The organism is Prevotella pallens ATCC 700821 (assembly GCF_000220255.1).
Classification (GTDB): domain Bacteria; phylum Bacteroidota; class Bacteroidia; order Bacteroidales; family Bacteroidaceae; genus Prevotella; species Prevotella pallens.
In genome coordinates, this window is the sequence record NZ_GL982513.1 from 872,018 (window position 1) to 895,774 (window position 23,757).

The 23,757-nt window shown below is 36.9% G+C and carries 17 protein-coding genes and 2 tRNA genes; 10 read left to right on the plus strand and 9 right to left on the minus strand.

Features of this window, described 5'->3' with window-relative positions; genetic code table 11:
- Positions 1-35 precede the first annotated feature (35 nt).
- The 4 genes from HMPREF9144_RS03240 to rsfS form a co-directional block, all read right to left on the minus strand.
- Positions 36-1,721 carry a hypothetical protein gene (locus HMPREF9144_RS03240; RefSeq protein ID WP_146739271.1) on the minus strand — a complete coding sequence of 562 codons (1,686 nt, stop codon included), beginning with the start codon at positions 1,719-1,721 and terminating at the stop codon, positions 36-38.
- 443 nt (positions 1,722-2,164) lie between these two features.
- Positions 2,165-3,028: a phosphatidate cytidylyltransferase gene (locus tag HMPREF9144_RS03245; RefSeq protein ID WP_006044433.1), complete on the minus strand. Its 864-nt coding sequence runs from the start codon at positions 3,026-3,028 to the stop codon at positions 2,165-2,167.
- A 12-nt stretch (positions 3,029-3,040) separates the two neighbouring features.
- Entirely contained in the window at positions 3,041-5,128 is a 2,088-nt protein-coding gene (gene ftsH, locus HMPREF9144_RS03250) for an ATP-dependent zinc metalloprotease FtsH (protein ID WP_006044434.1), read from the minus strand.
- A gap of 49 nt (positions 5,129-5,177) precedes the next feature.
- Positions 5,178-5,537 (minus strand): ribosome silencing factor, encoded by a 360-nt coding sequence (gene rsfS / locus HMPREF9144_RS03255; RefSeq protein ID WP_006044435.1) that lies wholly within the window; start codon positions 5,535-5,537, stop codon positions 5,178-5,180.
- Positions 5,538-5,795: 258 nt separating this feature from the next.
- Here rsfS and HMPREF9144_RS03260 point away from each other — a divergent pair.
- A tRNA-Gln gene (locus HMPREF9144_RS03260) sits at positions 5,796-5,866 on the plus strand.
- A 565-nt stretch (positions 5,867-6,431) separates the two neighbouring features.
- Here the strand turns inward: HMPREF9144_RS03260 and HMPREF9144_RS03265 are convergent.
- From HMPREF9144_RS03265 to HMPREF9144_RS03280, 4 genes are all read right to left on the minus strand, one after another.
- On the minus strand, positions 6,432-8,312 hold the full coding sequence (locus HMPREF9144_RS03265; RefSeq protein WP_006044437.1) for a DUF349 domain-containing protein: 1,881 nt from the start codon (positions 8,310-8,312) through the stop codon (positions 6,432-6,434).
- 197 nt (positions 8,313-8,509) lie between these two features.
- Positions 8,510-9,436: a magnesium transporter CorA family protein gene (locus HMPREF9144_RS03270; RefSeq protein ID WP_006044438.1), complete on the minus strand. Its 927-nt coding sequence runs from the start codon at positions 9,434-9,436 to the stop codon at positions 8,510-8,512.
- A gap of 270 nt (positions 9,437-9,706) precedes the next feature.
- Entirely contained in the window at positions 9,707-11,161 is a 1,455-nt protein-coding gene (locus tag HMPREF9144_RS03275) for an aminoacyl-histidine dipeptidase (protein ID WP_006044439.1), read from the minus strand.
- Positions 11,162-11,212: 51 nt separating this feature from the next.
- Positions 11,213-12,226 carry a lysylphosphatidylglycerol synthase transmembrane domain-containing protein gene (locus HMPREF9144_RS03280; protein WP_006044440.1) on the minus strand — a complete coding sequence of 338 codons (1,014 nt, stop codon included), beginning with the start codon at positions 12,224-12,226 and terminating at the stop codon, positions 11,213-11,215.
- Positions 12,227-12,302: 76 nt separating this feature from the next.
- On the opposite strand from HMPREF9144_RS03280, the gene rsmA reads away from it, so the two are divergent.
- The 8 genes from rsmA to HMPREF9144_RS03320 all read left to right on the plus strand — a co-directional run bounded on the left by rsmA (position 12,303) and on the right by HMPREF9144_RS03320 (position 21,086).
- Positions 12,303-13,103: a 16S rRNA (adenine(1518)-N(6)/adenine(1519)-N(6))-dimethyltransferase RsmA gene (gene rsmA / locus HMPREF9144_RS03285; RefSeq protein ID WP_006044441.1), complete on the plus strand. Its 801-nt coding sequence runs from the start codon at positions 12,303-12,305 to the stop codon at positions 13,101-13,103.
- Between the two features lie 15 nt (positions 13,104-13,118).
- A complete protein-coding gene (gene msrC / locus HMPREF9144_RS03290; RefSeq protein ID WP_006044442.1) occupies positions 13,119-13,595 on the plus strand; it encodes a free L-methionine (R)-S-oxide reductase MsrC in 477 nt (158 codons plus the stop codon).
- 76 nt (positions 13,596-13,671) lie between these two features.
- Positions 13,672-14,232: a ribosome recycling factor gene (gene frr / locus HMPREF9144_RS03295; RefSeq protein ID WP_006044443.1), complete on the plus strand. Its 561-nt coding sequence runs from the start codon at positions 13,672-13,674 to the stop codon at positions 14,230-14,232.
- A 55-nt stretch (positions 14,233-14,287) separates the two neighbouring features.
- Positions 14,288-15,232 (plus strand): ribosome small subunit-dependent GTPase A, encoded by a 945-nt coding sequence (rsgA, locus tag HMPREF9144_RS03300; RefSeq protein ID WP_006044444.1) that lies wholly within the window; start codon positions 14,288-14,290, stop codon positions 15,230-15,232.
- A 684-nt stretch (positions 15,233-15,916) separates the two neighbouring features.
- The gene (locus HMPREF9144_RS03305; protein ID WP_006044446.1) at positions 15,917-16,732 is read left to right on the plus strand and encodes a GSCFA domain-containing protein; all 816 of its coding nucleotides are present in this window, start codon (positions 15,917-15,919) and stop codon (positions 16,730-16,732) included.
- On the plus strand, positions 16,729-17,157 hold the full coding sequence (locus tag HMPREF9144_RS03310) for a Fur family transcriptional regulator (RefSeq protein WP_006044447.1): 429 nt from the start codon (positions 16,729-16,731) through the stop codon (positions 17,155-17,157). The genes HMPREF9144_RS03305 and HMPREF9144_RS03310 overlap by 4 nt, the downstream gene beginning before the upstream one ends.
- 139 nt (positions 17,158-17,296) lie before the next feature.
- The gene (locus HMPREF9144_RS03315) at positions 17,297-19,777 is read left to right on the plus strand and encodes a bifunctional UDP-N-acetylmuramoyl-tripeptide:D-alanyl-D-alanine ligase/alanine racemase (protein WP_040595546.1); all 2,481 of its coding nucleotides are present in this window, start codon (positions 17,297-17,299) and stop codon (positions 19,775-19,777) included.
- 10 nt (positions 19,778-19,787) lie between these two features.
- Positions 19,788-21,086 (plus strand): DNA recombination protein RmuC, encoded by a 1,299-nt coding sequence (locus HMPREF9144_RS03320; RefSeq protein WP_006044449.1) that lies wholly within the window; start codon positions 19,788-19,790, stop codon positions 21,084-21,086.
- A 439-nt stretch (positions 21,087-21,525) separates the two neighbouring features.
- Here HMPREF9144_RS03320 and HMPREF9144_RS03325 read toward each other — a convergent pair.
- A tRNA-Met gene (locus HMPREF9144_RS03325) sits at positions 21,526-21,599 on the minus strand.
- 241 nt (positions 21,600-21,840) lie between these two features.
- Between HMPREF9144_RS03325 and HMPREF9144_RS03330 the strand changes: the two genes are divergently transcribed.
- Entirely contained in the window at positions 21,841-23,748 is a 1,908-nt protein-coding gene (locus HMPREF9144_RS03330; RefSeq protein ID WP_006044450.1) for an LptF/LptG family permease, read from the plus strand.
- The last annotated feature ends 9 nt before the right edge of the window (positions 23,749-23,757 follow it).

Consider the following 23,757-nt stretch of genomic DNA (forward strand, 5'->3'; position numbering starts at 1 on the left):
GCCTTTTGTTTTGTTATTCTTATTATGTAGTTCTATTATTTTACTACTTTCTTAGTTTCTTTCTTTCCATTGCTGTAAGTTATTATTTTCAGGCTGACGCCTTTTGTGCTTTTATTTATTTTGCGTCCCAATAGGTCGGTATAGGTAATGTTTTCTATTTGTGGGTTATTTTCTACGCCGAATATCTTTGTTGTTGGATTTTTTGCCCATACTATTTCGGAGCGACTAACGTTGTTGTCAATCTTGTGTAGCACTTGAACGCCCACTCTGTCATAGTTTTCAACCTTTGCGTAGAATAGGTGTGTGTTGCCTTGAACGTAGAAGAACTCTTTGTCTTCGAATAGGTATGGAATGTCTGTCATATCTTCGTCTAAGCCCGAATAGATATCTTCGGTAAAAGTCATAGGTTTAGTGTCGGTATCGAAGTATACATTATAATATAGATAGTCGGGCATAATGTATTTTCCATTAACGTCTTTGGTTTCTATGGTGAACTTCACACTCATTCCGTCAGACTCATCGTAGGGCGAAACCTCTTGTATGGTAGGTGCTGCAGGCTTACGCAAAGTCATGTCGTATGCTTTTATGGTAGGTTCTCCGTATGCAGCCCATGCAACAATGTCTTCTCCCCCTTCGTTTATTAGCATTAGGCTGTTAGGTTTGCTTGTTAGTTGTTTGGTGTTTTTGTCATAGTTGAATACAATTTCATCGGCTTTTGTAGCTTGCATGTGTTTTTTACCTTCGTCGTCGGTTCTGAACGAGCATTTTGCTGGAAGCAGAAAAGCGTAGGCGTGTTCGTCTTCGGCAATTCCTATGTATTGTGTTTTAAACACTGCAGTGTTTCCTTTAATATCGCCTTTAATCCATAGTGCATCTTCTTCGTCTTTGCCGAATGTGTATGGGCATTGAATGTAAGCTTCGTTCTCTGTTATTGCCATTTTTATGTTTTCTTCTTTAGTGTTGCCTTGCACATCAGTGTAAGTCATAGTGAAGTTTTGTGGTTCTGCATCTTCTGGAAGTTCAGTTTGCTCCTCTTCGAATGGTTTTATAACAATGTTCGAAGATGCAAATCCATACCACTTTCCATCGTTATCGGTAAGTCCGATGATAACATTTGGCAATTCTGTTTCAATGTTTGTTCCTTCGTTTTCTTGCGTCAGTACTCCGTTGTTGAACGTAAAGTTTACATCTCCTTTAAAGTTCTTGTTGTTGTCGTATTCAGGCACATACACCCAGTCTTCACCATCTTTTGCGAGCACCAGTCGAGTAGCATAAAGCTTAATCTTCTCGCTGTTGTCGTCGTATCCAGTGTCAATGGCTTGTGGAGTATGTAACACATATTTGTTTTCGCCGTTTGGCTCCAACTTTGTGTACGAGAAAGTGTAGCATTTTCCAAGTGCGTTGAATATGTAAATGTTTTTATCGCTGCCCATAACATAGTTGGCTAAACCGCAACTTTGTTGGGAGAAATTAGCTCCGCCATTTTCTGGAACTGCACAAATAGATGCACGTTGCAGCTTGTCTATATCTTCTCCATCAGGTTTATCCTTTATAATATCTTCGCTTTTAATGGGCAAAGTTTTCTTTACCACTGCTTTATTGTTACGAACAATTTTAGCTTTGTTCAACGAACTATTGTTTAATTGGACATAAGATGGTGTTTGTGCCATTATGCAATGGCAAATTAGTGTCATAAACGACATTGCAATGAGTTTTCTCATAAGTTTAATGTTTGTCAAAATTATAATAACGATTTATTCTTAAATATATGCTTTTAGTATATGTTTTCATTTAATGTATTGCAAAAGTATAGATTTATTTCGAATTAGTATTATTTTATTTAAACTTTTTGAATACTAGAGCCGATTATAGTTATAAAATCTTATTTGTGAATAACAGATATCTAAAACGCAATTGATAGATATCTGCGACGAACGTTACAGATATCTAAGCCGATTGTTACAGATATCTGAAACGAAAGCAACATAAACATCAGTAAAGTTCCATTTAGTTTGTTGTAACTAGTAGGTGTTGCTTATACTGTTCTTGCCTATATACTGTTGAGCCAGTATAACCTTTATATAGTAGAAATGAGAAAAGGAGCAAAGTAACTCTTTATGGGCTACTTTGCTCCTTTTTAAATACGTGTGTCTGTAAATATATTTTATATTAGTGTGAGCACGTAAAGATAAATAACGGCTGCAGGAATGGCAATGAGCGACGAGTCGAAACGGTCGAGCATTCCTCCATGGCCTGGAAGAATATTGCCACTGTCTTTTATGCCAAGCGTGCGTTTAAACAAACTTTCTACGAGGTCGCCCCACGTACCAAAGATAGCCACCACAATGCCGAGCCCAATCCACTGTGGAATGGTTAGCATATTAGGTGCCGTAGGATTTTCGGTAAGATAACCTATTAATATAGCAATAGCAATAACAAAAATGCCACCACCAATGCTACCTTCCCAGCTCTTTGCAGGACTTATGCGCGGAAAGAGCTTATGCTTTCCAAAGAGAGAGCCTGTGCAATAGGCACCAGTGTCGTTTGTCCATAAGAATACAAATATACTTAATGGTAAAAGCATATCTGCCATTATGTTGCCATTCGCATCGTGCTGAAACGCTAATACATTTATTAGCGAGAAAGGCAATGCTATGTACATCTGCCCTAACATAGTATATGCCCAGTTGTTAATAGGGTTCTCGTTCTTTAAATAAAGTTCGGCTATGATGAGATAAATTATGGTAAGAATGTAAGGCACAAACACACTAAAGTCTTTAACGTATCCTAGTCTTAGTCCAGCCATTGCAATGAAGAAATAGACACCAGCCACAACAGAAATGAAACGATTAACGTTTACACCTTCTATCTGCGATACAAGTCCAGTATATTCCCACAAAGTCATTCCAGTAATTACGGCAAAGAGCACAATCATATAGTGCGGTGCCATAAACCCTGCAACCATAACACACACGAAAAGTACTCCTGTAATGGCACGTGTAATAAGATTTTTCTGTTTATCAGTCATAACCTCTCCTCTTTATTCTTTCGTCTTATTGTCTGACTTGTTATTTGTCTTATCGTCAGTATCTGTAGTTGTAGTATCTGCCGTATCGTCAGTATCAGCTTGTTTCATAGAAGCTTCGTGTTCTGCTTGTGCTTGCTTAACACATTCAGGCATAGAATCGAGCGATAGTTTTGCATTCTCTTCTGCATCCATCAATTCTACCGTACGACTAATCCAGGGGCGTTTACCAAATATTTCTTCTACATCTTCTGCCATAATAACTTCACGCTCTATAAGGAGTTGTGCCAATTTAGCATGTCCCTCACTATGTTCCTCTAATATAGCCTTTGCGCGCTCATATTGTTCGTTTACAGTTTTTAGAACCTCTTCATCAATAATTTTACCTGTTGTTTCAGAATAAGGCTTTTGGAAACTTGCATCGTTGTTATAATAGCAAATATTAGGTAGCTTGTCGCCCATACCAGCATAGGCAATCATTCCGAATGCGCTTTTCGTTGCTCGTTCCAAATCGTTTATAGCTCCAGTAGAAATATGTCCTGTGAAGAGTTCTTCCGCAGCACGTCCACCAAGCAATGCACACATTTCGTCGAGCATCTGTTCTTTAGTTGTAATAGGGCGTTCTTCTGGCAAATACCATGCAGCACCAAGCGCCTGTCCACGTGGAACTATGCTTACTTTAACAAGAGGATTGGCAAATTCGCAGAACCAGCTTATGGTAGCATGTCCAGCCTCGTGAAGTGCTATAGAACGCTTTTCGGCAACTGTAAGTATCTTTGTTTTCTTCTCTAATCCCCCAATGATACGATCTACAGCATCTAAGAAATCCTGTCGCCCAACAGCAATCTTGTTGTGTCGAGCCGCAATAAGTGCAGCTTCGTTACAAACATTTGCTATATCAGCACCAGAGAAACCTGGAGTCTGTCGTGCGAGAAGGTCTATATCAAGATTCTTCTCCAATTTCAATGGGCGTAAATGCACTTGGAAAATAGCCTTGCGCTCTGGTAAATCAGGTAAATCTACATGAATCTGTCGGTCGAAACGTCCTGCACGAAGTAAAGCTTTGTCGAGCATATCTACACGGTTTGTAGCTGCTAATACAATAACTCCGCTGTTGGTTCCAAATCCGTCCATTTCTGTAAGCAATGCGTTCAATGTATTCTCACGTTCGTCGTTGCCACCCATAGATGGATTCTTAGAACGAGCACGCCCAACAGCATCAATTTCGTCAATAAATATAATAGATGGTGCTTTCTCTTTAGCTTGTCTGAATGCATCGCGAACACGACTTGCACCAACACCAACGAACATTTCAACAAAGTCGGAACCACTCATAGAGAAGAATGGTGCTCCAGCTTCGCCAGCAACAGCTTTCGCCAACAATGTTTTTCCTGTTCCCGGGGGACCAACAAGCAATGCTCCTTTAGGTATCTTACCACCTAACTCTGTATATTTTTGTGGATTCTTTAAAAAGTCTACAATCTCTTGTACTTCTTGTTTTGCACCTTCTTGTCCTGCAACATCTTTAAAGGTAACACCTATTTCGCCACCTTTCTCGTATATTTTAGCCTTTGATTTCCCAACACTAAATACGCCATTACCACCACCGGCGCCACCATTCATTCTGCGCATTATGAAGAGCCAGAAACCTATGATGCAAATCCAAGGAAATAAACCTATAAGAATATCTGTGAAACCGTGTTCGTCTTTATTCTCATAGCTATATCCAGAAATCTTTTTTTGTTTAAGTGCTGTATTTAAAAAGACTTCAAGATTATCAATAGAACCTATCTCCACTGTGATGTATGGCGATTCTCCAACTTGATCTACACCTCTCTTAAATATGTCTCGTATATGGTTTGGACGGACATACATTTGTAGTGTGCTCTCCTTTTTGTTTATGACAACACGTGTGGCATAACCCTTATTAATATAGTTCACAAAAGTGGTATAGTCTCTTGTTGCACTTTCACTTGTAGAGAATATACTATCTAAACTTTTTGACGAAAAGAATAGCACAATAAAAACAAGTGCCATTACATAAAGCCAGTTCATATTGAACTTAGGCATTTTCGGATTGTTGTTTGGATTCTGATTGTCCATTTAATTCATTTAATAAAGATGTAAAATTAATTTTCTTATGGCAACAGTCTTAGTCCAAGTCTGCTATTTGTGTTAATGTTGCATCTTCCCACAAATGTTCAAGGTCGTAATACGCTCTTGTTTGAGGAATAAAGATATGAACAAGCACATCAGCGTAGTCTATTGCCACCCATTGATTTGTACCGAGTCCAGTACAATTGATAGGTTTCTCTCCGTAATATTCTCGAACGTAATCGCTTACTGAGCCTGCAATAGCTTCCACTTGTTGTGGAGAATTACCCTGGCATATCACGAAGTATTTACAAATCGAACCATCAATTTTCGATAAATCTGCAATAACTATGCCATATCCTTTCTTTTCTTGTATTCCTTCAATTATTGTGTCTACTAACTTTTTTTCTGTATTCATTAAAACTCTTTATTATATTAAGGTGCAAAGATACTGTAAATGCATTGAAGAACAAAATAATTCTATTTTATTTTATGTTTTAAAATGATAGATAAACAATTAGATGGACTATTAGTAGTGGACACTTTGTTGCATTGAGTAGGTCCATATATTATTGTTCTCAAAATAAGATTTCGAAAAAAAGTTCTTATAATTTTGCATTTCATTAAAAAAGTAGTAACTTTGCACACGCAATTCTAAAAGGAAACGCAAATATAGTGGGATATGGTGTAATGGTAACACAACAGATTCTGGTCCTGTCATTCTTGGTTCGAGTCCGAGTATCCCAACAATAGTTTAGATTATTATTTAACTAATATATTGTTCCTCAATGTATTAGTTTTTTTATTTTTAGGCAAAAATCCTGGTATGACTTATATCGCAATATGCACATTTACTTTTGTGTATCTATCTATGAATGTAATGAATCTCCGCACAAATGTAGTAAAAAAATAGAACACTATGTTGTTGTTCAGCAACTTATGCTAATGCTTAGATTGGGAGATTGCAAAATAAGGGACTCTATAATCTTCATCTGAATAAATATCTTTTAGGCACTATAATATTGAGTCATAAATGTTCAGACTTGTTATGATATCTAAGACGTAATTGATAGATATCTAAAATGAATGCGGTAGATATTTGAGATGAATGTAACAGATATCTGAAACAAGAGTAAGTAATATAAAACAGACTTTGCTAAGCATTTAAGGTATCTATTTGGTTACTGTATAAGCAGTTGTTACTACTTATAATTATATCATTTATTTTCTATTGAGTTATAAATGATATATTAATAAAAAAGGTGTGCCTATTTTGACACACCCTCTTTTATTATCTCAGAACGAATAAGATTTAATCTTTCCTTTCAGTATCAATAGTCTTTATCTTTTGTTTTGTTTCTTCTAATTCATCTTTTAGTTTTTGTACGCGACGATTCATATCATCAATAAGACTATTACCTTTCTTACTACTAATACTAAGGAAACCAATATTGTTTTCGTAAGTATTAATATCTTGTTTTAACTGTTCGAAACGACGAACAAGGCGTCCTCGTTCATTGTCAATAGCATTCTCGCCGCGTTGGGCAACTTTTTTAAGATTATTACGGAAGTTGTCCATACGTCGGTTAGATGCCTTTATGTTTAATGTTTTATAGAGCTTATCGAGAGTGTCATGATACTCTTTAAACATTTTATCTTTTTCTTTAAAAGGTACGTGTCCTATTGCGTTAAATTCATCTATGAGTTTACGCATTTCTTCTTGCAAATTATCGACAGTGCTTTCTGTAAGCTGTTTTAGTTTATTGATAATCTCATTTTTCTTTGTTAGGTTCTCACGTTCTTCGTTTCGTTCACCAGCATGACTTGCGTTACGAGCTTCAAAGAAATGATTGCAAGCAGCAAGAAAGTTTTCCCAAAGCTGATCGCCTAATCGTTTGGGTACCATTCCTATTGTTTTCCATTCCTTCTGTAATGCAATGAGTTTATCCGATGTTTTTTTCCAATCAGTAGAGTCTTTCAACGCCTCTGCTTTTTCTACAAGCTCTTGTTTACGTCTTGCATTATCAGCGTACTTTTCTTTTAGTTCTTTGAAGAAATCTCCTTTTTTCTTGAAGAAGTCATCGCATGCAGCACGGAAGCGTTCGAAGATTTTAGCATTCATTTTTTGAGGTGTAAAACCTATACTTCTCCATTCTTGCTGTAAGCTAATAATAGCTTTTGAGTGATTATCCCAATCGCTAATGTTCTTTCGTTCTTGTTTAACGATAGATTCTATTTTTTCGCAGAGAGCAGTTTTCTTACTTAAATTTTCTTCTTCTGCAGCACGAATTTGTTCAAAATGTTGTTGGTGTCGCTTATTTATTACGGTACTAGCTGCTTTAAAGCGCTGCCATATTTGTTCGCGAAGCTCTTTTTCTACTGGTCCTGTTTCTCTGTATTCTTGGTGTAAATCTTGAAGTTGATGGAAAGCACTAATAACATCGCTTTCGTCTGCTAATTTTTCAGCAGCTTCACAAAGTTTTGTTTTCTTTTCAAGATTCTTTTTAAAATCGTATTCACGTGCCTCACGATTAAGATTTAATAAATCATAATACTGTTCAACGTAGAGCTGATAGTTACGCCACAATTCATTAACCTTTTCTGATGGTACAGGTTTTATGTTTTTCCATTCTTGTTGTAGCGTTTTAAACTCCTGAAAATCTTTATTTGCTTCTTCTGGAGTAGTAGCCATTGTTTTTATTCTTTCAATAATGGCTTCTTTCTTTTTCAAATTTTCTTGTTTAAGCTCTTCTTGTTCCAAAAATGCTTTTTGACGTTTTTCTTTTATAATAGTCATCTCAGCTCTGAATGCCTCTTCATCGTCGTCCGGTAGTACTTGGTATTTCTCTGGGTCACCTCCTGCTTCGAGATAAGCTTTTTGTTGTGCATCGCGTTCAGCTGTGTGTATCCTATAAAACGATGTTTTTAGATGATCTACTTCTGCTTTCTCTGGAATATCTTCGCTATTAGCAATCTCCTTTGCTCGTTTTACAATTTCTTGTTTAGAGTAATAAACCTTCTTAGCGAGGGTATTCTCGTCCCTTAATTGTTGGTTATTGTCTTCCGTTGTTACCGTTTTTGTAGCATCGTCTGATGTTACTTCGGCATTTTGTACGGTTTGTTCTACAGTCGTTTCAGGCTGTTTTACTTCTTCTAATCCCTGATTAAGGGTATTCTCTTGAGAGTCCATCATTTCACTATTAGTTTATGATTCGAGTTTTTTCATTATATATACAGTGTAACAACCTTTTATAATGGCTACAGACACCGTACTATTTAATAAGGTGCAAACTTAGATAAAAAGTTTTAAACCACCTAAATTTATACTTGTTTTTTTATTTAATTCAGGAATTCTCTTTCTTTAGATAAGAAAATGTCTGCTATTTTTGATTATATCAATCGTTTGTGTCGTAAAATCCACCACGTAACTCCTGAGACGATAACAGACAGTATAAGTGCTATAACAAATCCCCACTCTGATGTTTCCATACCATTAACAAGATTCATTCCAAAAAGAGACGATATGAGTGTAGGGAACATCATTATAATAGAAACCGATGTAAGAGTACGCATTACCGTATTCATATTATTATTAATGATACTTGAATAAGTGTCCATAGTCGATTCGAGAATATCTGTATATATACTTGTTATCTCTCGTGCCTGACTCATTTCGATGTTTACGTCTTCAATTAAGTCTGCATCCAATTCATCAACTTGTAATTTGAATTTTAGTTTAGCCAATAAATTCTCATTACCACGAATAGAAGTAACAAAATAAGTAAGCGAATCTTGAAGACGACTAAGACCAATAAGACTTTCGTTGTTCACTTCTTGGTCGAGATTGTGTTTTGCTTTATCAATTAAATTACTAATTTGTTTTAATCGTTTCAGATACCAAACAGCAGAACAAAGGAACAATCGGAAAATCATATCTACATAATCTGTAAATCCTACTCCACGTTTCTGTTGGAACGAAACAAAGTCGAGCATCATATTTGTTTCGAAGTTACAGACAGTGATTGTTACATCGCGTTTATGAATGATACCTAAAGGGACGGTAGTATAAGGTGTACGCGAACGAATTTCTTTTACGTATGGGATACGTAAAATAATCAACATCCAACCATCGTCGTATTCATAACGTGCACGTTCATCGGTATCGCTAATGTCTGAAATAAAATAATCTGGAATATTATAAGTTTCTTCTAATTCTTGTTGTTCTTGTTCTGTGGGGCAAGTAACTTGTATCCAACAGTTAGGTTGCCATTCTTTAATTGTGTTTAGTTTCCCATTAATGTTCCAATATGTCTTCATTCTGCTAATCTCCAATTAGTTAAATTCAGGCGCGGATTAGCAGATACAATATGCTATCCTCGCTCTATTTGTTTAAAACATTCGAAAGATAATCGTCCATTTATAAATTAATATTGATTCTATGTTTGCAAAAGTAACAAGAAAAATCCGTTAATACAAACAAAACATAAAGTTTTTATTTTGTATTAACGGTTTTATTTGACTATAAAAAATAACATATCCCTATTAGTCTACCAAAGAAAAAGTCTTTTATAAGCTAAAGAGAATAGTTTATTTGGTTGGAATTTCTTCCAAAGTTTTCACTAATAAGTCCCAGAAAGGCTGTGCAGTGTCAATCTTAAATCGTTCTGTTGCTGTGTGGGGGCTACGAATAGTCGGGCCAAGACTCACAACGTCAAGGTGTGGATACTTGCCGAGAATAATAGAACATTCAAGTCCTGCGTGGTCTACTTGTACTATAACGTCTTCACCCGTCTGTTCTTTATAGACCTTTTCTAACAAGTTAAGGATTTCACTGTCAGGATTTGGGTCCCAACCGCCATAACTTGCACTGAACTCTGTCTTCATACCTGCCAAGTCGAAGCAACTTTCTATTTGTGTGGCAAGATATGCTTTCATATCCTCGCGAGCCGAACGAGCAAGTATTTTAATATTGGTGTTATTGGCATCAATATTAATAATGGCAAGATTTGAAGATGTTTCAACAACGTTAGGATAAACCGGAATCATGCGCAAGACACCATTGTGTACAGCATAGATGGCGTTAATAATGTTGTCTTGAATTTCTTCTGGAACGAGAGCAGCAGGTTTTTCAACATCTTCAACAAAGAATTCTATATTGCTTTCAATCGTTTTAAACTCGCTTTCAATCAATTGACGCTGTGCTTCCACCATTTCTTTGAGTGCTGCAACTTTATCTTTAGCAAGTGCAAGTACAACTTCTGCCTTGAAAGGAATAGCATTACGCATATTGCCACCCTGCCATGTTGCCAAGCGAGCACCTAATTCAACCATTGCTTTGCGAACAAGGCGTACCATTTCTTTGTTTGCATTAGCACGTCCTTCGTGAATTTCGAGACCAGAGTGTCCGCCACGGAAGCCTTTTAGAGTAACCTTAACGGCAGTTTCCTGATCGTTCTCAACTTCTTTATACGCTAATGTTGATGTAATATCGATACCGCCGGCTGAACCGATAACAAACTTACCCCATGTCTCAGAGTCTAAGTTCATTAATATATCGCCTTGCAATTCGTCTTCTGGAAGATCATTCGCTCCAAACATTCCAGTTTCTTCGTCCCTTGTAATGAGTCCTTCAATAGGTCCGTGTTTCAAGGTCTTATCTTCCATAATACCCATAATTGCAGCAACACCGGCACCATTGTCAGCACCAAGTGTTGTATTATTAGCATAAACCCAACCATCTGTAATGTGAGTTTCGATAGGGTCTGTTTCAAAGTTATGGTTACTCTCTGGACTCTTCTGTGGTACCATATCCATGTGCGCCTGTAAGATAACACCTTTACGATTCTCGTATCCAGGTGTAGCAGGTTTACGCATCAAGACATTGCCAGCAGGATCTACAAAGGCTTCCACTCCCACTTTCTTTGCGAAATCGAGCAAGAAGGCTTGCACCTTTTCCATGTGTCCTGTTGGACGTGGAATCTGTGTCAAATCATCAAAGTTGCGCCAAAGAAGTTCTGGACTGAGATTTCTAATTTCACTCATAGTTTTGTTTGTTTTAAAGGGTTAGTATTTATTTATTTTATACTTGTTTATTTATTTACGAATAATGTCTATCTTTATATTCTTTTTATGTGTGAATGCCAAAGCAATCCAGGCATAAACACCAAGTAAAATTACTAATAGGGTTTGTAACGTGTGCACTATTAGTACGAAATAGAGTGCACTTACATCGGCCACGCCATAGATAATGAGCATTGTCTTCACAGCAAAGTGCCATGGACCAGCCCCATTTGGTGTCGGAACTATCACTGCTATTGAACCAACAACGAAACATACCAGTGCACAAGTAGCTCCTAACAATGCAGTTTGACGAAAACAAAAGAATGTTAAGTAAAAATGTAGAAAGTAGCAACCCCATATAGCTAGGCTGTAGAACACAAACAAAGGCATATTCTTTACGTTTCGAACAGAAGTAATGCCTTGCCAAATCCCAGTTAATGCTCCTTTCACTTTTTTATATAAAGGTAAATGTCGCCGAATGATATACAAGAGAATAATAACAGCTATGGCGCAGATCCCTGTAACAAACCAGCCCGTCATTGAAAACTTATGGACGATATTGTCAATATTCGTGCCTGTTTTGAAGAAAAAGTTAGTGAATACTTTTATTTGTGTCAGAATTGCAAACAATGCCATTAATATAACGATAACGATATCTACAGCCCGTTCTGTAACAACAGTACCTAAAGCTTTTGGAAAGGCTACATTATCGTAGCGACTCAATACCCCACAGCGTGCAAATTCGCCTACTCGAGGTATCACGAGGCTAACTGCATACGAGAGAAAAATGGAATTGACACAAACAGAGTTGCGTGTTTGTTCGCCTAACGGTTCCAAAACCTGTTTCCAACGCCAACCTCGAAAGGTTTGTGCTAATATTCCGAAAGGCATAGATAGCAACATCCACATCCAATTCATCTCGTTTAGAACTACTTGGCGCATTTGTGCAAAGTCGAAGTCTCTATACATCCAATAAAGAATCCCACCGCCCAAAATAAGGGGTAGCACTATCTTTATAGCATTATATAGCAATTTCTTCGTTTCCATTCTGAAAGCAAAGATACATAAATGCTTTTAAATATAGAATATTTTTTCTATCTTTGTCGCCAAATAAAGATAATTTATGAAATCAGTAAAGCCTAAAAAGAATCTCGGGCAACATTTCTTAACCGACTTGAATGTAGCGAAACGTATTGCGGATACAGTAGATACTTGCCCCAATATACCTATTTTAGAGATTGGTCCAGGTATGGGAGTGCTTACTCAATATCTCGTAGAAAAGCATCGAGATGTAAAGGCAGTAGAAATAGATAAAGAGAGCGTTGCATACCTAAACGAGGCTTTTCCAATACTGCACGATAACATCGTAGGTGCAGATTTCTTACAAATGAATTTGGAAGATATATTTAGTGGTAAACAATTTGTTCTTACAGGCAATTACCCTTACGATATATCATCACAAATTTTCTTTAAGATGCTAGATAATAGGGACCTAATTCCGTGCTGTACAGGTATGATACAACGCGAGGTAGCTTTGCGTATTGCAGCACAACCTGGTAATAAAACGTACGGGATTCTATCTGTATTAATCCAAGCGTGGTACGATGTTGAATATTTGTTCACCGTAGATGAAGATGTATTCAACCCTCCTCCAAAAGTAAAGAGTGCCGTTATTAGAATGACACGCAACAATGTTAGCAAGCTCAATTGCGACGAAATTCTCTTTAAGCGTCTAGTAAAAACGGTATTTAATCAGCGTCGCAAGATGTTACGTGTCAGCTTACGCCAGATGATTCCCAACAAGGCACATAAAAACTTCTATGAACAAGATGTAATGACAAAACGTCCCGAGCAGCTGACTATTGCACAATTTGTAGAACTTACCAATATGGTAGAAGCTGAAATGGCAGTTATAAACGTATAAACAGGTAAAAAAATAATGAGTAAAAAAGAAACATACGAACTATTGCTGAAGCAAATTGCAGCCCTCATAGAGGGAGAGTCGAGCAATAAGGTTGGTGTCTTAGCAAATGTTGCAGCAGCTATTCACCATACTTTTGATACTTTCTTCTGGACGGGTTTCTACCTTTTAAATGAAGGGAATATGTTACAGTTAGGACCATTTCAAGGAACCACAGCTTGTTTTAATATACCAGTGGGAAAAGGTGTCTGTGGAACTGCATTTGCAGAACGTCGAACGCTTATAGTTTCAAATGTAGAAGATTTTCCTGGACATATTGCTTGTAGTTCGTTTTCTCGTTCGGAAATTGTTGTTCCTATATATAATAAGGAGGGAGAAATCGTAGGAGTACTCGATATTGATAGTACAAACCTGAATGCTTTTGATACGATTGATGCTCAATATTTGGAGCAGGCTATGTGTATTCTATCTGCAGAAATCTATACAAACCAATAGAAAAAAAACTATAAACTTTGCGCAATTACGAATAAATTCCTAAATTTGTATTTAGAAACAATTAATACGCATACTTATGATAGACGTTAAAGAAACATTAAACGAGGCTGAAGAACGTATGGAGATGGCTGCTATGTATCTCGACGAACAGTTGCAACGTATTCGTGCAGGACGTGCTAACGTGGCAATTCTCGATGGAATAAGAGTAAGTTCATACGGTTCAATGGTACCACTCAATCAAGTTGCCAGTGTAACAGTGCCAGACCCACGTACAATTGCTATTAAACCTTGGGATAAAAAAGCTATCCGCGAAATAGAAAAAGCTATTATGGACTCGGATGTTGGCATTACTCCCGAGAATAATGGAGAGGTTATTCGCCTTAATCTTCCTCAACCAACAGAAGAGCGTCGCCGCGACCTTGTAAAGCAAAGCAACAAGATTGGAGAACGCACAAAGGTAGAAGTGCGTAATGCTCGTTCTGATATTAAAGACAAATTGAAGAAGGCTATAAAAGATGGACTATCTGAAGACCTTGAGAAAGATGCAGAAGCCGACTTGCAAAAGATACACGATAAGTTCATAAAACGTATAGATACGCTTCTTGTTGAGAAAGAAAAAGAAATAATGACCGTATAAAAAATCTCCCTTTATTTACCCTTTGTTGGGTGAGTAAAGGGCTTTTTGTATAGTAATGCGTGGTTTAGTAATAAAGAATACAGGCAGTTGGTACACTGTAAAAACCGATGATGGTCGTGTAATAGAGAGTAAGATAAAAGGTAATTTTCGTCTAAAGGGCATTCGTTCTACCAATCCTGTAGCGGTGGGCGACTATGTAAACCTTATTATCAACCAGGAAGGAACAGCCTTTATATCCGAGATTGAAGATAGGAAAAACTATATTATACGTAAGTCGCCTAACCTTTCCAAGCAAAGTCATATTATTGCAGCCAACCTCGACCAGGCTTTTCTCGTGGTTACGGTAAACTATCCTGAAACTTCAACAACGTTTATCGACCGTTTTCTTGCTTGTGCCGAAGCCTATCGCATTCCTGTTGTTTTGGTTTTTAATAAATACGACTTGCTCGATGAAGATGAACGACGATACCAAAAGGCTGCTATTCATTTATATGAAGGTCTTGATTACAAGTGTGTAACGCTGCAAGCTATCGCCGATGCACCCATAGAAAGGAGTATAGAACAGCTCCACCCATTACTAAAAGATAAGGTTACGCTGCTAAGTGGCAATAGTGGGGTGGGCAAATCTACCATTATCAATGCATTGTTGCCTGAAATTCATTTGCGTACCGCAGAGATTTCAGACTCGCATAATACGGGAATGCACACTACAACCTTTAGCGAAATGTTGGAACTTCCCTACGGAGGCTATATTATAGACACACCGGGCATTAAAGGTTTTGGTACTTTTGACATTGATAAGGAAGAACTTACAAGCTATTTCAGAGAAATTTTCAAGTATTCTAAGTCGTGCCGATTCAATAATTGTACCCATACACACGAACCTGGTTGTGCTGTTCGTAAAGCTGTAGAGGAACATTATATTGCTGAAAGCCGCTACAACAGCTACCTTTCTATGCTTGAGGATAAGGACGAAAATAAGTATCGCGAGGCTTTTTAGGTATTCTTTATATATCAAAGTGTTTAGTGTTACAAGGAAGATAGAATACCTAAACTGTAATAGGGTAAAAAGATATAACATATTATTATTGTTTTCCTTTTACCCTAAGATTATTCTCATTTGTAGAAAGCTTGCTTATATAATACAAGATATAAATGTTGTTTTTTTATATTTTTAATACAATAAATAAGCTTCTTCTTAATTTTAGAAGGTAATCTTTTGAGTGCTATTACGACGTACAATCAATACGTTTTCATATAGTAGTACAGCGTTTGTAACGTGTAAGCTTATTAATAAAGCACATAATGAAGCGTGTAAATATTTTTTATAGTGGTGTGTATTGTCTAACCGTTTTATAATCAATGTTTTGCAAAAACCATTGTTTCGTCTTTCAAAATAGGCTGTTTTACACAATAAAAACCACCCTTTTGGAACGCAAAACAATGGTTTTTGCAACCTAAAAATGGGATTGTTGTTTTGTGTTTAAATTATCTTTACAAAATGAAAGCTATACTACTTTATCTTAAGGCACATAAAAACAGAAAACCATAGAAGTTTATAGACTATGTCTGAGTTATTGCAAGTCTTATCTTTTTTAATCCGGCTTGTTTTTTCTATAGCAGTTTGCGAAAAACATTTATGAAGCTTTTGCTCTTCTAAACAAAAAGCAGTACCTTTGTAAATATGGAGTTCAGAACGATAGTAAATGTACCGAGACCACGCTTCGAGCTATTGCCTTGTGAGCGTGTGCTATTTGTTGGCTCATGTTTTGCAAGCAATATTGGTGCGAAATTTATAGATTGGAAATTTCGTACCATTGTAAATCCGTTTGGTGTAATGTATAACCCTGCTTCGATACTGCATACGATAGAACGAAGAACCGAGACTTTTGATACCGTCTTTATCACTTTAGGCACAAACCATGTGTATATTGAGAAAGCTACGGGCGAGATTGTAGACAACTGTAACAAACGTCCGCAACGGCTTTTCAATGAGCAGGAACTCAGCATAGCAGCCTGTAAAGACTATCTAAACAGTGCAATAGAACTGCTACAAGAACGCAACCACGATGTTAAAATAATATTCACAGTCAGTCCAATACGATATGCAAAGTATGGTTACCACGAGAGTCAGCTCTCTAAAGCAGCATTGCTTCTATCGGTACACGATGTAATAGACGAGCATATTGATGAAAATGTAGCCTATTTTCCAGCCTACGAGATAGTGAACGATGAACTTCGCGACTATCGTTTCTATAAAGCCGATATGCTACACCCCAACGAGCAGGCTGTGGAATATATATGGGAACGTCTTGTTGATATGTATTTTTCGCCTTCAGCTAAAGAGTTTCTGCACGAATGGAAACCTGTAAAAGAGGCATTTGCGCATCGTCCTTTCAATCCAGAGAGTAGCGAATATAAGAATTTTATGGTAAAAATGAGAGCACGTGCAAAGCTATTGGCGCAAAAATACAATGGATTAATAATAGAAGACCAATGAACACCGAACAAATTTTAGCACATCTTGCCAGACACAATGTTAAGTCTACTGCCAACAGAATATTGATAGCAGAGGCTATTTCGAAACATAATGGACCTGTTTCGATGAAGGAATTAGAAACAAAACTACAAACAATAGATAAATCGAGTATATTCCGCACACTTACATTGTTTAGTAATCAGCACGTTGTACACCAGATGGAAGATGGCAACGATATTGTTCGCTACGAACTTTGTATGAGCAACGACGATGAAACTGACAGCGATATGCACGCTCACTTTTATTGCGAGCAGTGTCAACGCACCACTTGTCTGCACGAAGTAGATATTCCCAAAGTCAGTCTGCCCACCGGTTACAGACTTTCCAGTGTAAACTTTATGCTGAAAGGAGTATGCCCCGAATGTGCAGTAAAGCAGAAACGATAAGGAAAAAAAGGTAAAAAAGAAAGCAAAAGCTATACAGCAACTTTGTTTTTGCTGTATCTTTGCACTCTGTAACTTATAGAAAGCAACCGACATTGTATATTTTATGGCAGTTAGGAAGCTTTCTGTTAATATTTCGATAATGAGCTATTCAATAGAAAAAATAACACAAGTAGTAAGCGCAGAACGGTATGGAGATACTGCTGCAAGCATAAGTTTTTTGTTAACAGATAGCCGTTCGCTATGTTTTCCCGAAGAAACATTGTTCTTCGCACTACACACCGACCGCAACGATGGTCATCATTACATTCCCGAACTCTATCGGCGTGGCGTGCGAAATTTTGTAGTTGAGAATGTTCCCAATAACTTTTCTGACCTTTATAAGCATGCAAACTTCCTGAAAGTGGGCAATACACTTGCTGCACTTCAGCAACTAACAACTTTTCATCGTAAGGCTTTTAACATTCCTATTGTAGGTATTACGGGGTCGAATGGTAAAACAATGGTAAAAGAGTGGTTGTCGCAACTGTTCTCTTACGATATGAATGTAACACGTTCGCCAAAGAGTTATAATTCGCAGATAGGCGTTCCGTTATCGCTTTGGCTATTGAACGAAAATTCGCAGATAGGTTTAATAGAAGCAGGCATTAGCAAAGTTGGTGAAATGCAGGCTTTACACGATATAATTATGCCTACTGTGGGAGTACTTACAAGTATAGGTACAGCTCATCAGGAGAATTTTTCATCGTTAAAAGAGAAGTGTAACGAGAAGCTGTTGTTATTTAAAGGTACACAAGCTTTAATTTATCGACTCGATGATAAGATAGCAGCAAACTGTGTTGCAGAAACTTGTTACGATGGAGAACTGCTAGCATGGTCGGAACACGATACTACTGCAGCTTTTTATGTAGAACGTATAGAAAAGAGCAATACCACATCTACCATACATTATATATGGAAGCATAGCATACACGGAAACTTTATTTTGCCATTTATAGATGATGCTAGTATAAGCAATTGTATTACTTGTGCGGTAGTTGCGTTATATTTTGGCATACAGCCAGAGGTGTTGGCGCAACGTATGGCGAAGCTTGAACCAGTTGCAATGCGCCTTGAAGTAAAGGAAGGACAGCATGGTTGTACGCTAATCAACGACTCTTACAACTCTGATATAAACTCACTCAATATCGCACTCGACTTTATGAATCGTCGTCCAGACCAAAAACATCGTGAACGAACACTTATATTGAGCGATATTTACCAAAGTGGTGAAACCGAAGAGCAGCTTTATGCAGAAGTTGCAGCAATGGTAAAAGAGCGTGGTATAAAGAAGTTTATAGGTGTAGGCAAAGCACTTAATAGACAAAAACAGGCTTTTGGTAGTTTAAAAGATAAGTTCTTTTTTGAAAATACAGCAGATTTCATAGAAAGCAATGTGTTTAAGACTTTACATAATGAAGTTATTTTGTTGAAAGGAGCACGAGCTTTCGACTTTGATAAACTCACCGAACTGTTAGTAAAGAAAGTACACGAGACAGTGTTAGAGGTGAATTTGAATGCTGTAATAAGTAATCTAAACTGGTATCGCTCCTTCTTAAAGCCCGAAACAAAACTTGTTTGTATGATAAAAGCCGATGCTTATGGAGCTGGAGCTGTAGAGATAGCAAAGACTTTACAAGAACATCGTGTAGATTATCTTGCTGTGGCTGTGGCTGACGAAGGAGCTACATTGCGCAGAAACGGCATTACAAGTAACATAATGATAATGAACCCTGAGATGAGCTCGTTTAAAACTCTTTTCGATAATAAGCTTGAACCAGAGGTTTATAGCTTCCGTTTGTTGGAAGCACTAATTAAAGCTGCCGAAAAAGAGGGTATTACAGGATATCCAGTGCATATTAAACTTGATACGGGTATGCATCGTTTAGGTTTCGACCCTCGTACAGATATTGATAGACTCGTGAACCGACTGCACCATCAACATGCTTTAATACCTCGTTCGGTATTTTCTCATTTCGTGGGATCGGACAGTAACGACTTCGACTCTTTCTCAGATAAACAGTTCGCACTATTCGAAGAGGGAAGCAAGAAATTGCAAACAGCTTTCAACCATCATATTATACGACACATGGACAACTCTGCTGGTATAGAACACTTCCCAGAACACCAAATGGATATGTGTCGATTAGGATTAGGACTTTATGGTATTAATCCACGAACCAATGCTATTATAAATAATGTGTCTACATTAAAAACAACTATATTGCAACTTCGGAAAGTTCCAGCAGGCGATACTGTGGGGTATTCTCGTCGTGGTAAGATAGAAAAAGATAGTGTAATAGCTGCTATTCCTATAGGATATGCCGATGGGTTGAACCGTAAATTAGGCAATCGCAACTGTTATTGTCTTGTAAATGGTAAACGTGCTTACTATGTAGGCAATATTTGTATGGATGTAGCTATGATTGATGTAACAGGAATAGATTGTAAAGAAGGCGACAATGTTGAAATATTTGGCGATAATTTACCAGTTACAGTGTTGAGTAATGTGTTGGATACTATTCCATACGAGGTGCTGACTGTGGTGAGCAATAGAGTTAAACGAGTTTACTTTCAAGATTAGATAGGAACGAATGGCATTTATTTATTTTTTTATAGGCTTGCTTATAGGTGTAGTTCTCGCTTACTTATGGGGGCGGAGTCAGGTGGCTACTACCGCCCAGAGTCTCTCTGCTGAACTTGCTGTAGCAAAAAGTAAAATAGAAACAATAGAAAAAAATGCCATCGATAACGTGAATGCAGAGCGAGAACACAGTAAGAAATTGCTCGATGAAATGCAGAAGCAGATAGAAACTACTAAGAAATTAATGCAAGAAGAAATACGCACAATGACAGCGCAAATGCTTTCGGAAAGTAGAGAACATCTGAACACGATAGATAAAGAACGACTAGATGCACTTCTAAAACCGCTTCACGACCGTATAGATATATTCAACCAAAATGTAATAACGGCTACAAAAGAAGATGCAACAAACAAAGCTGAAATTAAAACAACGTTTGAAACAACAATAAAATTGCTACAAGAGGTGCAGACCTCAACGGTGAATAATATTCGTGAAAATAATGAGCGTGCAATAAAAGAATTACGGGAGCAGACCGAACGTATAGGAAATGATGCAGCATTGCTCACACAAGCATTAAAAGGCGACTCTAAATTACAAGGCGATTGGGGTGAAATGATATTGGAAACAACTTTAGAAAATTGTGGATTAACAAAAGGCGAACAATTCTTTTTACAACGAAACTATCAAGATTCTAAAGGAAACAACTTGCGCCCAGATGCTGTTATTGATTTGCCTGGAGGCGAACATGCTGTTATAGATGCTAAGGTCTCGCTGACCGCATACCAGTCTGCTGTAAATGCAAAAAATGCTGCAGAACAAGAAAGATTCCTAAAGGAACATATCAAGTCAATAAAGAAACATATTGATGAGCTATCGGCTAAGAACTACGAAAAGATAGTGCCCAATTGCATTGGCTATGTATTGATGTTTGTTCCATACGAAAGTGGGTACGCAGCGGCAATAAAAGCAGATACTTCTATTTTGCAATATGCATATCGAAAACATATAATTTTGCTGAGTCCGAGTAACCTTTTAATGGCTTTACAGCTCACTCATACTATGTGGCAAAACTACCGTGTTAATAAAAATGTGGAGGAAATATTGCGTATATCAAACGACCTTTATGATAAATTTGTATCATTTGGAGAAACATTTGTGAAGCTTGGAACAAATATTCAGCGGCTTCAAATAGATTACGAGAAGGCTCATTCTCAACTGAGTGAAGGAAAAGGAAATATTCTTCGTCGGCTCGATAATATGAAAACATTGGGTATAACACCTAAGAAAGAATTGCCAGAGGGTTTATAAAATTGTAGTTGGTAGGACTAAAATTCGTTTATAAATATTCAGATAAATAGTTATCTTTCAGCTACTATAGTATAAAGCATAGGGGCAGTTGTTTCTTATGATATCTAATTCGAAACTGATAGATATCTAAGACGAACGTGATAGATATCTAAGACGAACGTGATAGATATCTGAAATGAAACTGATAGATATCTAAGACGAACGTGATAGATATTCGGAACAAAAATAGCTATATATGACAACACTCTCTAAACATCTGAGATATTCTATTTAGCTTGTGAATAAAAAATAAGTTCTACTTATAATTCCTACGCCCTTTTTCAGCTAAACTCTTTTAAACACAAGCAATAACACTTTTTTGTTATTACTATATAGCGTTGTTTCAGATGCATAGAGAGGTTTAGAAATAAAAAAAAGGAAGTAGCGATACTTCCTTTTGTAGCGGGACGGGGCTACGATCCCCGGACCTCCGGATTATGAATCCGACGCTCTAACCAACTGAGCTATCCCGCCATCACTAATCAATAAATAGGTTGCTTTTTGAAAGCGGTTGCAAAGGTATATAAAAAAAATGGACCAACAAAATTTATTTGAGAAATTATTGATACTATTCAAAAAATATGATCTGATTATATAATTCTTAGTGTATTAAGACAGCTCTTTTGATATAAAAATTCGAAAAATAAACGATTACTCTAATTATTTTATGTACTTTTGCAAGAAGATAGTGTGCTAAAGATATTACACAAATAGAATGTTCCATATTAGAAAGTTAGACATCTTTATAATAAAGCAGTTTGGAATGCTCTTCATAGGGACGTTTGTCGTCAGCCTTTTTGTGCTGATGATGCAGTTTTTGTGGCAATATGTTGATGAGTTAATAGGTAAAGGACTCACATTAGATGTGCTTGGAGAGTTCTTTTGGTATATGAGTTTAATGATGGTACCAGAAGCTTTACCACTTGCAGTGCTATTATCATCGCTTATAACTTTTGGAAATCTTGGTGAAAGTTCAGAATTGACGGCAATAAAAGCTGCCGGTATATCGCTAATAAAATCTTTCAGAGGAGTCATAGCATTTACATTGTTCATAGCGTTGATATCGTTCTATTTCCAAAATAGTATTGGACCTGATGCTAAGAAACACTTCGACCAGCTGTTAATTTCGATGAAACAGAAGAGTCCAGAATTAGAAATACCAGAAGGAATCTTTTATAATGGTATTCCAGATACCAATCTCTATGTGGAAAAACGCGATTTGAAAACAGGACATTTATATAATATAATGATTTATCGTATGACCGATTCGTACGAAGATCAAGCCATTATACTTGCCGATTCAGGAATGTTGCAATCAACAGCAGAGAAAAAACATCTTATATTGAACTTGTGGAACGGAGAATGGTTTGAAAATATGCGCTCGCAAGAATTGAGTAGTAGTGCAAGTGTCCCATATCGCCGTGAGTCTTTCGTTCATAAAAAACTTATAATAGACTTCAACGAGGATTTTAACCTGACCAGTATGGCTGGTATTGCAGACGATGCTCGTACTAAAAGTATAGCCAAAATACATCACGACAAAGATTCGCTTATCCATGTATACGATAGTGTCGGTAATGTCTATTATCGAGATGCGCAACAATCAATTTATCCAATATTGAAGTTGAAAAAGAAGGATATGAACAAAGCTATAATGCTGGCTTCAACTAAGAACTATAATTTAGATTCAATATACACTAAATTGCGTCCTGAAGAGCGTAGCCAAATTATAGAACGTACATTGATGAATACACAACAAACCATCTCTGATCTCGATTTTAAAAGTATGATAACGAGCGATGGTGATAAACTCATTCGAATGCATGATATTGCTGAAATAAATAAATACTTATTGGCATTAACCTGCCTTATCTTCTTTTTTATAGGAGCACCTTTAGGCGCAATTATTCGAAAGGGTGGTTTGGGCGTTCCAATAATAATAAGTGTACTTGTCTTTATTATTTATTACATATTGAATAATACAGGATACAGAATGACACGACAAGGAGATTGGGCTATTTGGTTTGGTCGAGGTCTCTCACCAGCAATACTTATTCCAACTGCTATTTTTATTACTTATAAAGCAAATAACGATTCAGCTGTTTTTAATATCGATCTGTATCGTAACTTCTTTATACGAATCTTAGGATTAAGAATGAAAAGAAATATAAGTAGTAAAGAAGTAATTATTAGTGCACCAAGATATATTGATGACGCCGACATGCTTAGGAAAATGAATAATGAAATAGAGGCGTATGTTGAAAGAAGTAATTTAAAGTCGCCACCTAATTTTATTAAGACATTCTTTAAGTATCAGCCAGATCATGATATAGAACAGCTAAGTAAAAAGCTCGAAACGGTTATAGAAGATTTGAGCAATACACGTAATAGAATAATACTCTCAGAGCTTAATCAGTATCCAATATTAATAACAAAGGCGCATACTCGTCCTTTTGAATACAAATACTTAAATATAGCATCTGCTATAATAATCCCTGTCGGATTATTCTTATATTGCAGAATGTGGGGATTTCGATTACGCTTATATCGCGACTTAAAAACAATAAAGCAAACGAACGAAAGCATTATTGCAGAAACAGAGAAAATAGCAACAAAACAGTAACAATAAATA

Excerpts from the sequence above, each read along its gene's own strand:
- HMPREF9144_RS03240 (WP_146739271.1), bottom strand. The coding sequence starts at position 1,721 with ATGAGAAAACTCATTGCAATGTCGTTTATGACACTAATTTGCCATTGC.
- HMPREF9144_RS03245 (WP_006044433.1), bottom strand. The coding sequence starts at position 3,028 with ATGACTGATAAACAGAAAAATCTTATTACACGTGCCATTACAGGAGTA.
- ftsH (WP_006044434.1), bottom strand. The coding sequence starts at position 5,128 with ATGGACAATCAGAATCCAAACAACAATCCGAAAATGCCTAAGTTCAAT.
- rsfS (WP_006044435.1), bottom strand. The coding sequence starts at position 5,537 with ATGAATACAGAAAAAAAGTTAGTAGACACAATAATTGAAGGAATACAA.
- HMPREF9144_RS03265 (WP_006044437.1), bottom strand. The coding sequence starts at position 8,312 with ATGATGGACTCTCAAGAGAATACCCTTAATCAGGGATTAGAAGAAGTA.
- HMPREF9144_RS03270 (WP_006044438.1), bottom strand. The coding sequence starts at position 9,436 with ATGAAGACATATTGGAACATTAATGGGAAACTAAACACAATTAAAGAA.
- HMPREF9144_RS03275 (WP_006044439.1), bottom strand. The coding sequence starts at position 11,161 with ATGAGTGAAATTAGAAATCTCAGTCCAGAACTTCTTTGGCGCAACTTT.
- HMPREF9144_RS03280 (WP_006044440.1), bottom strand. The coding sequence starts at position 12,226 with ATGGAAACGAAGAAATTGCTATATAATGCTATAAAGATAGTGCTACCC.
- rsmA (WP_006044441.1), top strand. The coding sequence starts at position 12,303 with ATGAAATCAGTAAAGCCTAAAAAGAATCTCGGGCAACATTTCTTAACC.
- msrC (WP_006044442.1), top strand. The coding sequence starts at position 13,119 with ATGAGTAAAAAAGAAACATACGAACTATTGCTGAAGCAAATTGCAGCC.
- frr (WP_006044443.1), top strand. The coding sequence starts at position 13,672 with ATGATAGACGTTAAAGAAACATTAAACGAGGCTGAAGAACGTATGGAG.
- rsgA (WP_006044444.1), top strand. The coding sequence starts at position 14,288 with ATGCGTGGTTTAGTAATAAAGAATACAGGCAGTTGGTACACTGTAAAA.
- HMPREF9144_RS03305 (WP_006044446.1), top strand. The coding sequence starts at position 15,917 with ATGGAGTTCAGAACGATAGTAAATGTACCGAGACCACGCTTCGAGCTA.
- HMPREF9144_RS03310 (WP_006044447.1), top strand. The coding sequence starts at position 16,729 with ATGAACACCGAACAAATTTTAGCACATCTTGCCAGACACAATGTTAAG.
- HMPREF9144_RS03315 (WP_040595546.1), top strand. The coding sequence starts at position 17,297 with ATGAGCTATTCAATAGAAAAAATAACACAAGTAGTAAGCGCAGAACGG.
- HMPREF9144_RS03320 (WP_006044449.1), top strand. The coding sequence starts at position 19,788 with ATGGCATTTATTTATTTTTTTATAGGCTTGCTTATAGGTGTAGTTCTC.
- HMPREF9144_RS03330 (WP_006044450.1), top strand. The coding sequence starts at position 21,841 with ATGTTCCATATTAGAAAGTTAGACATCTTTATAATAAAGCAGTTTGGA.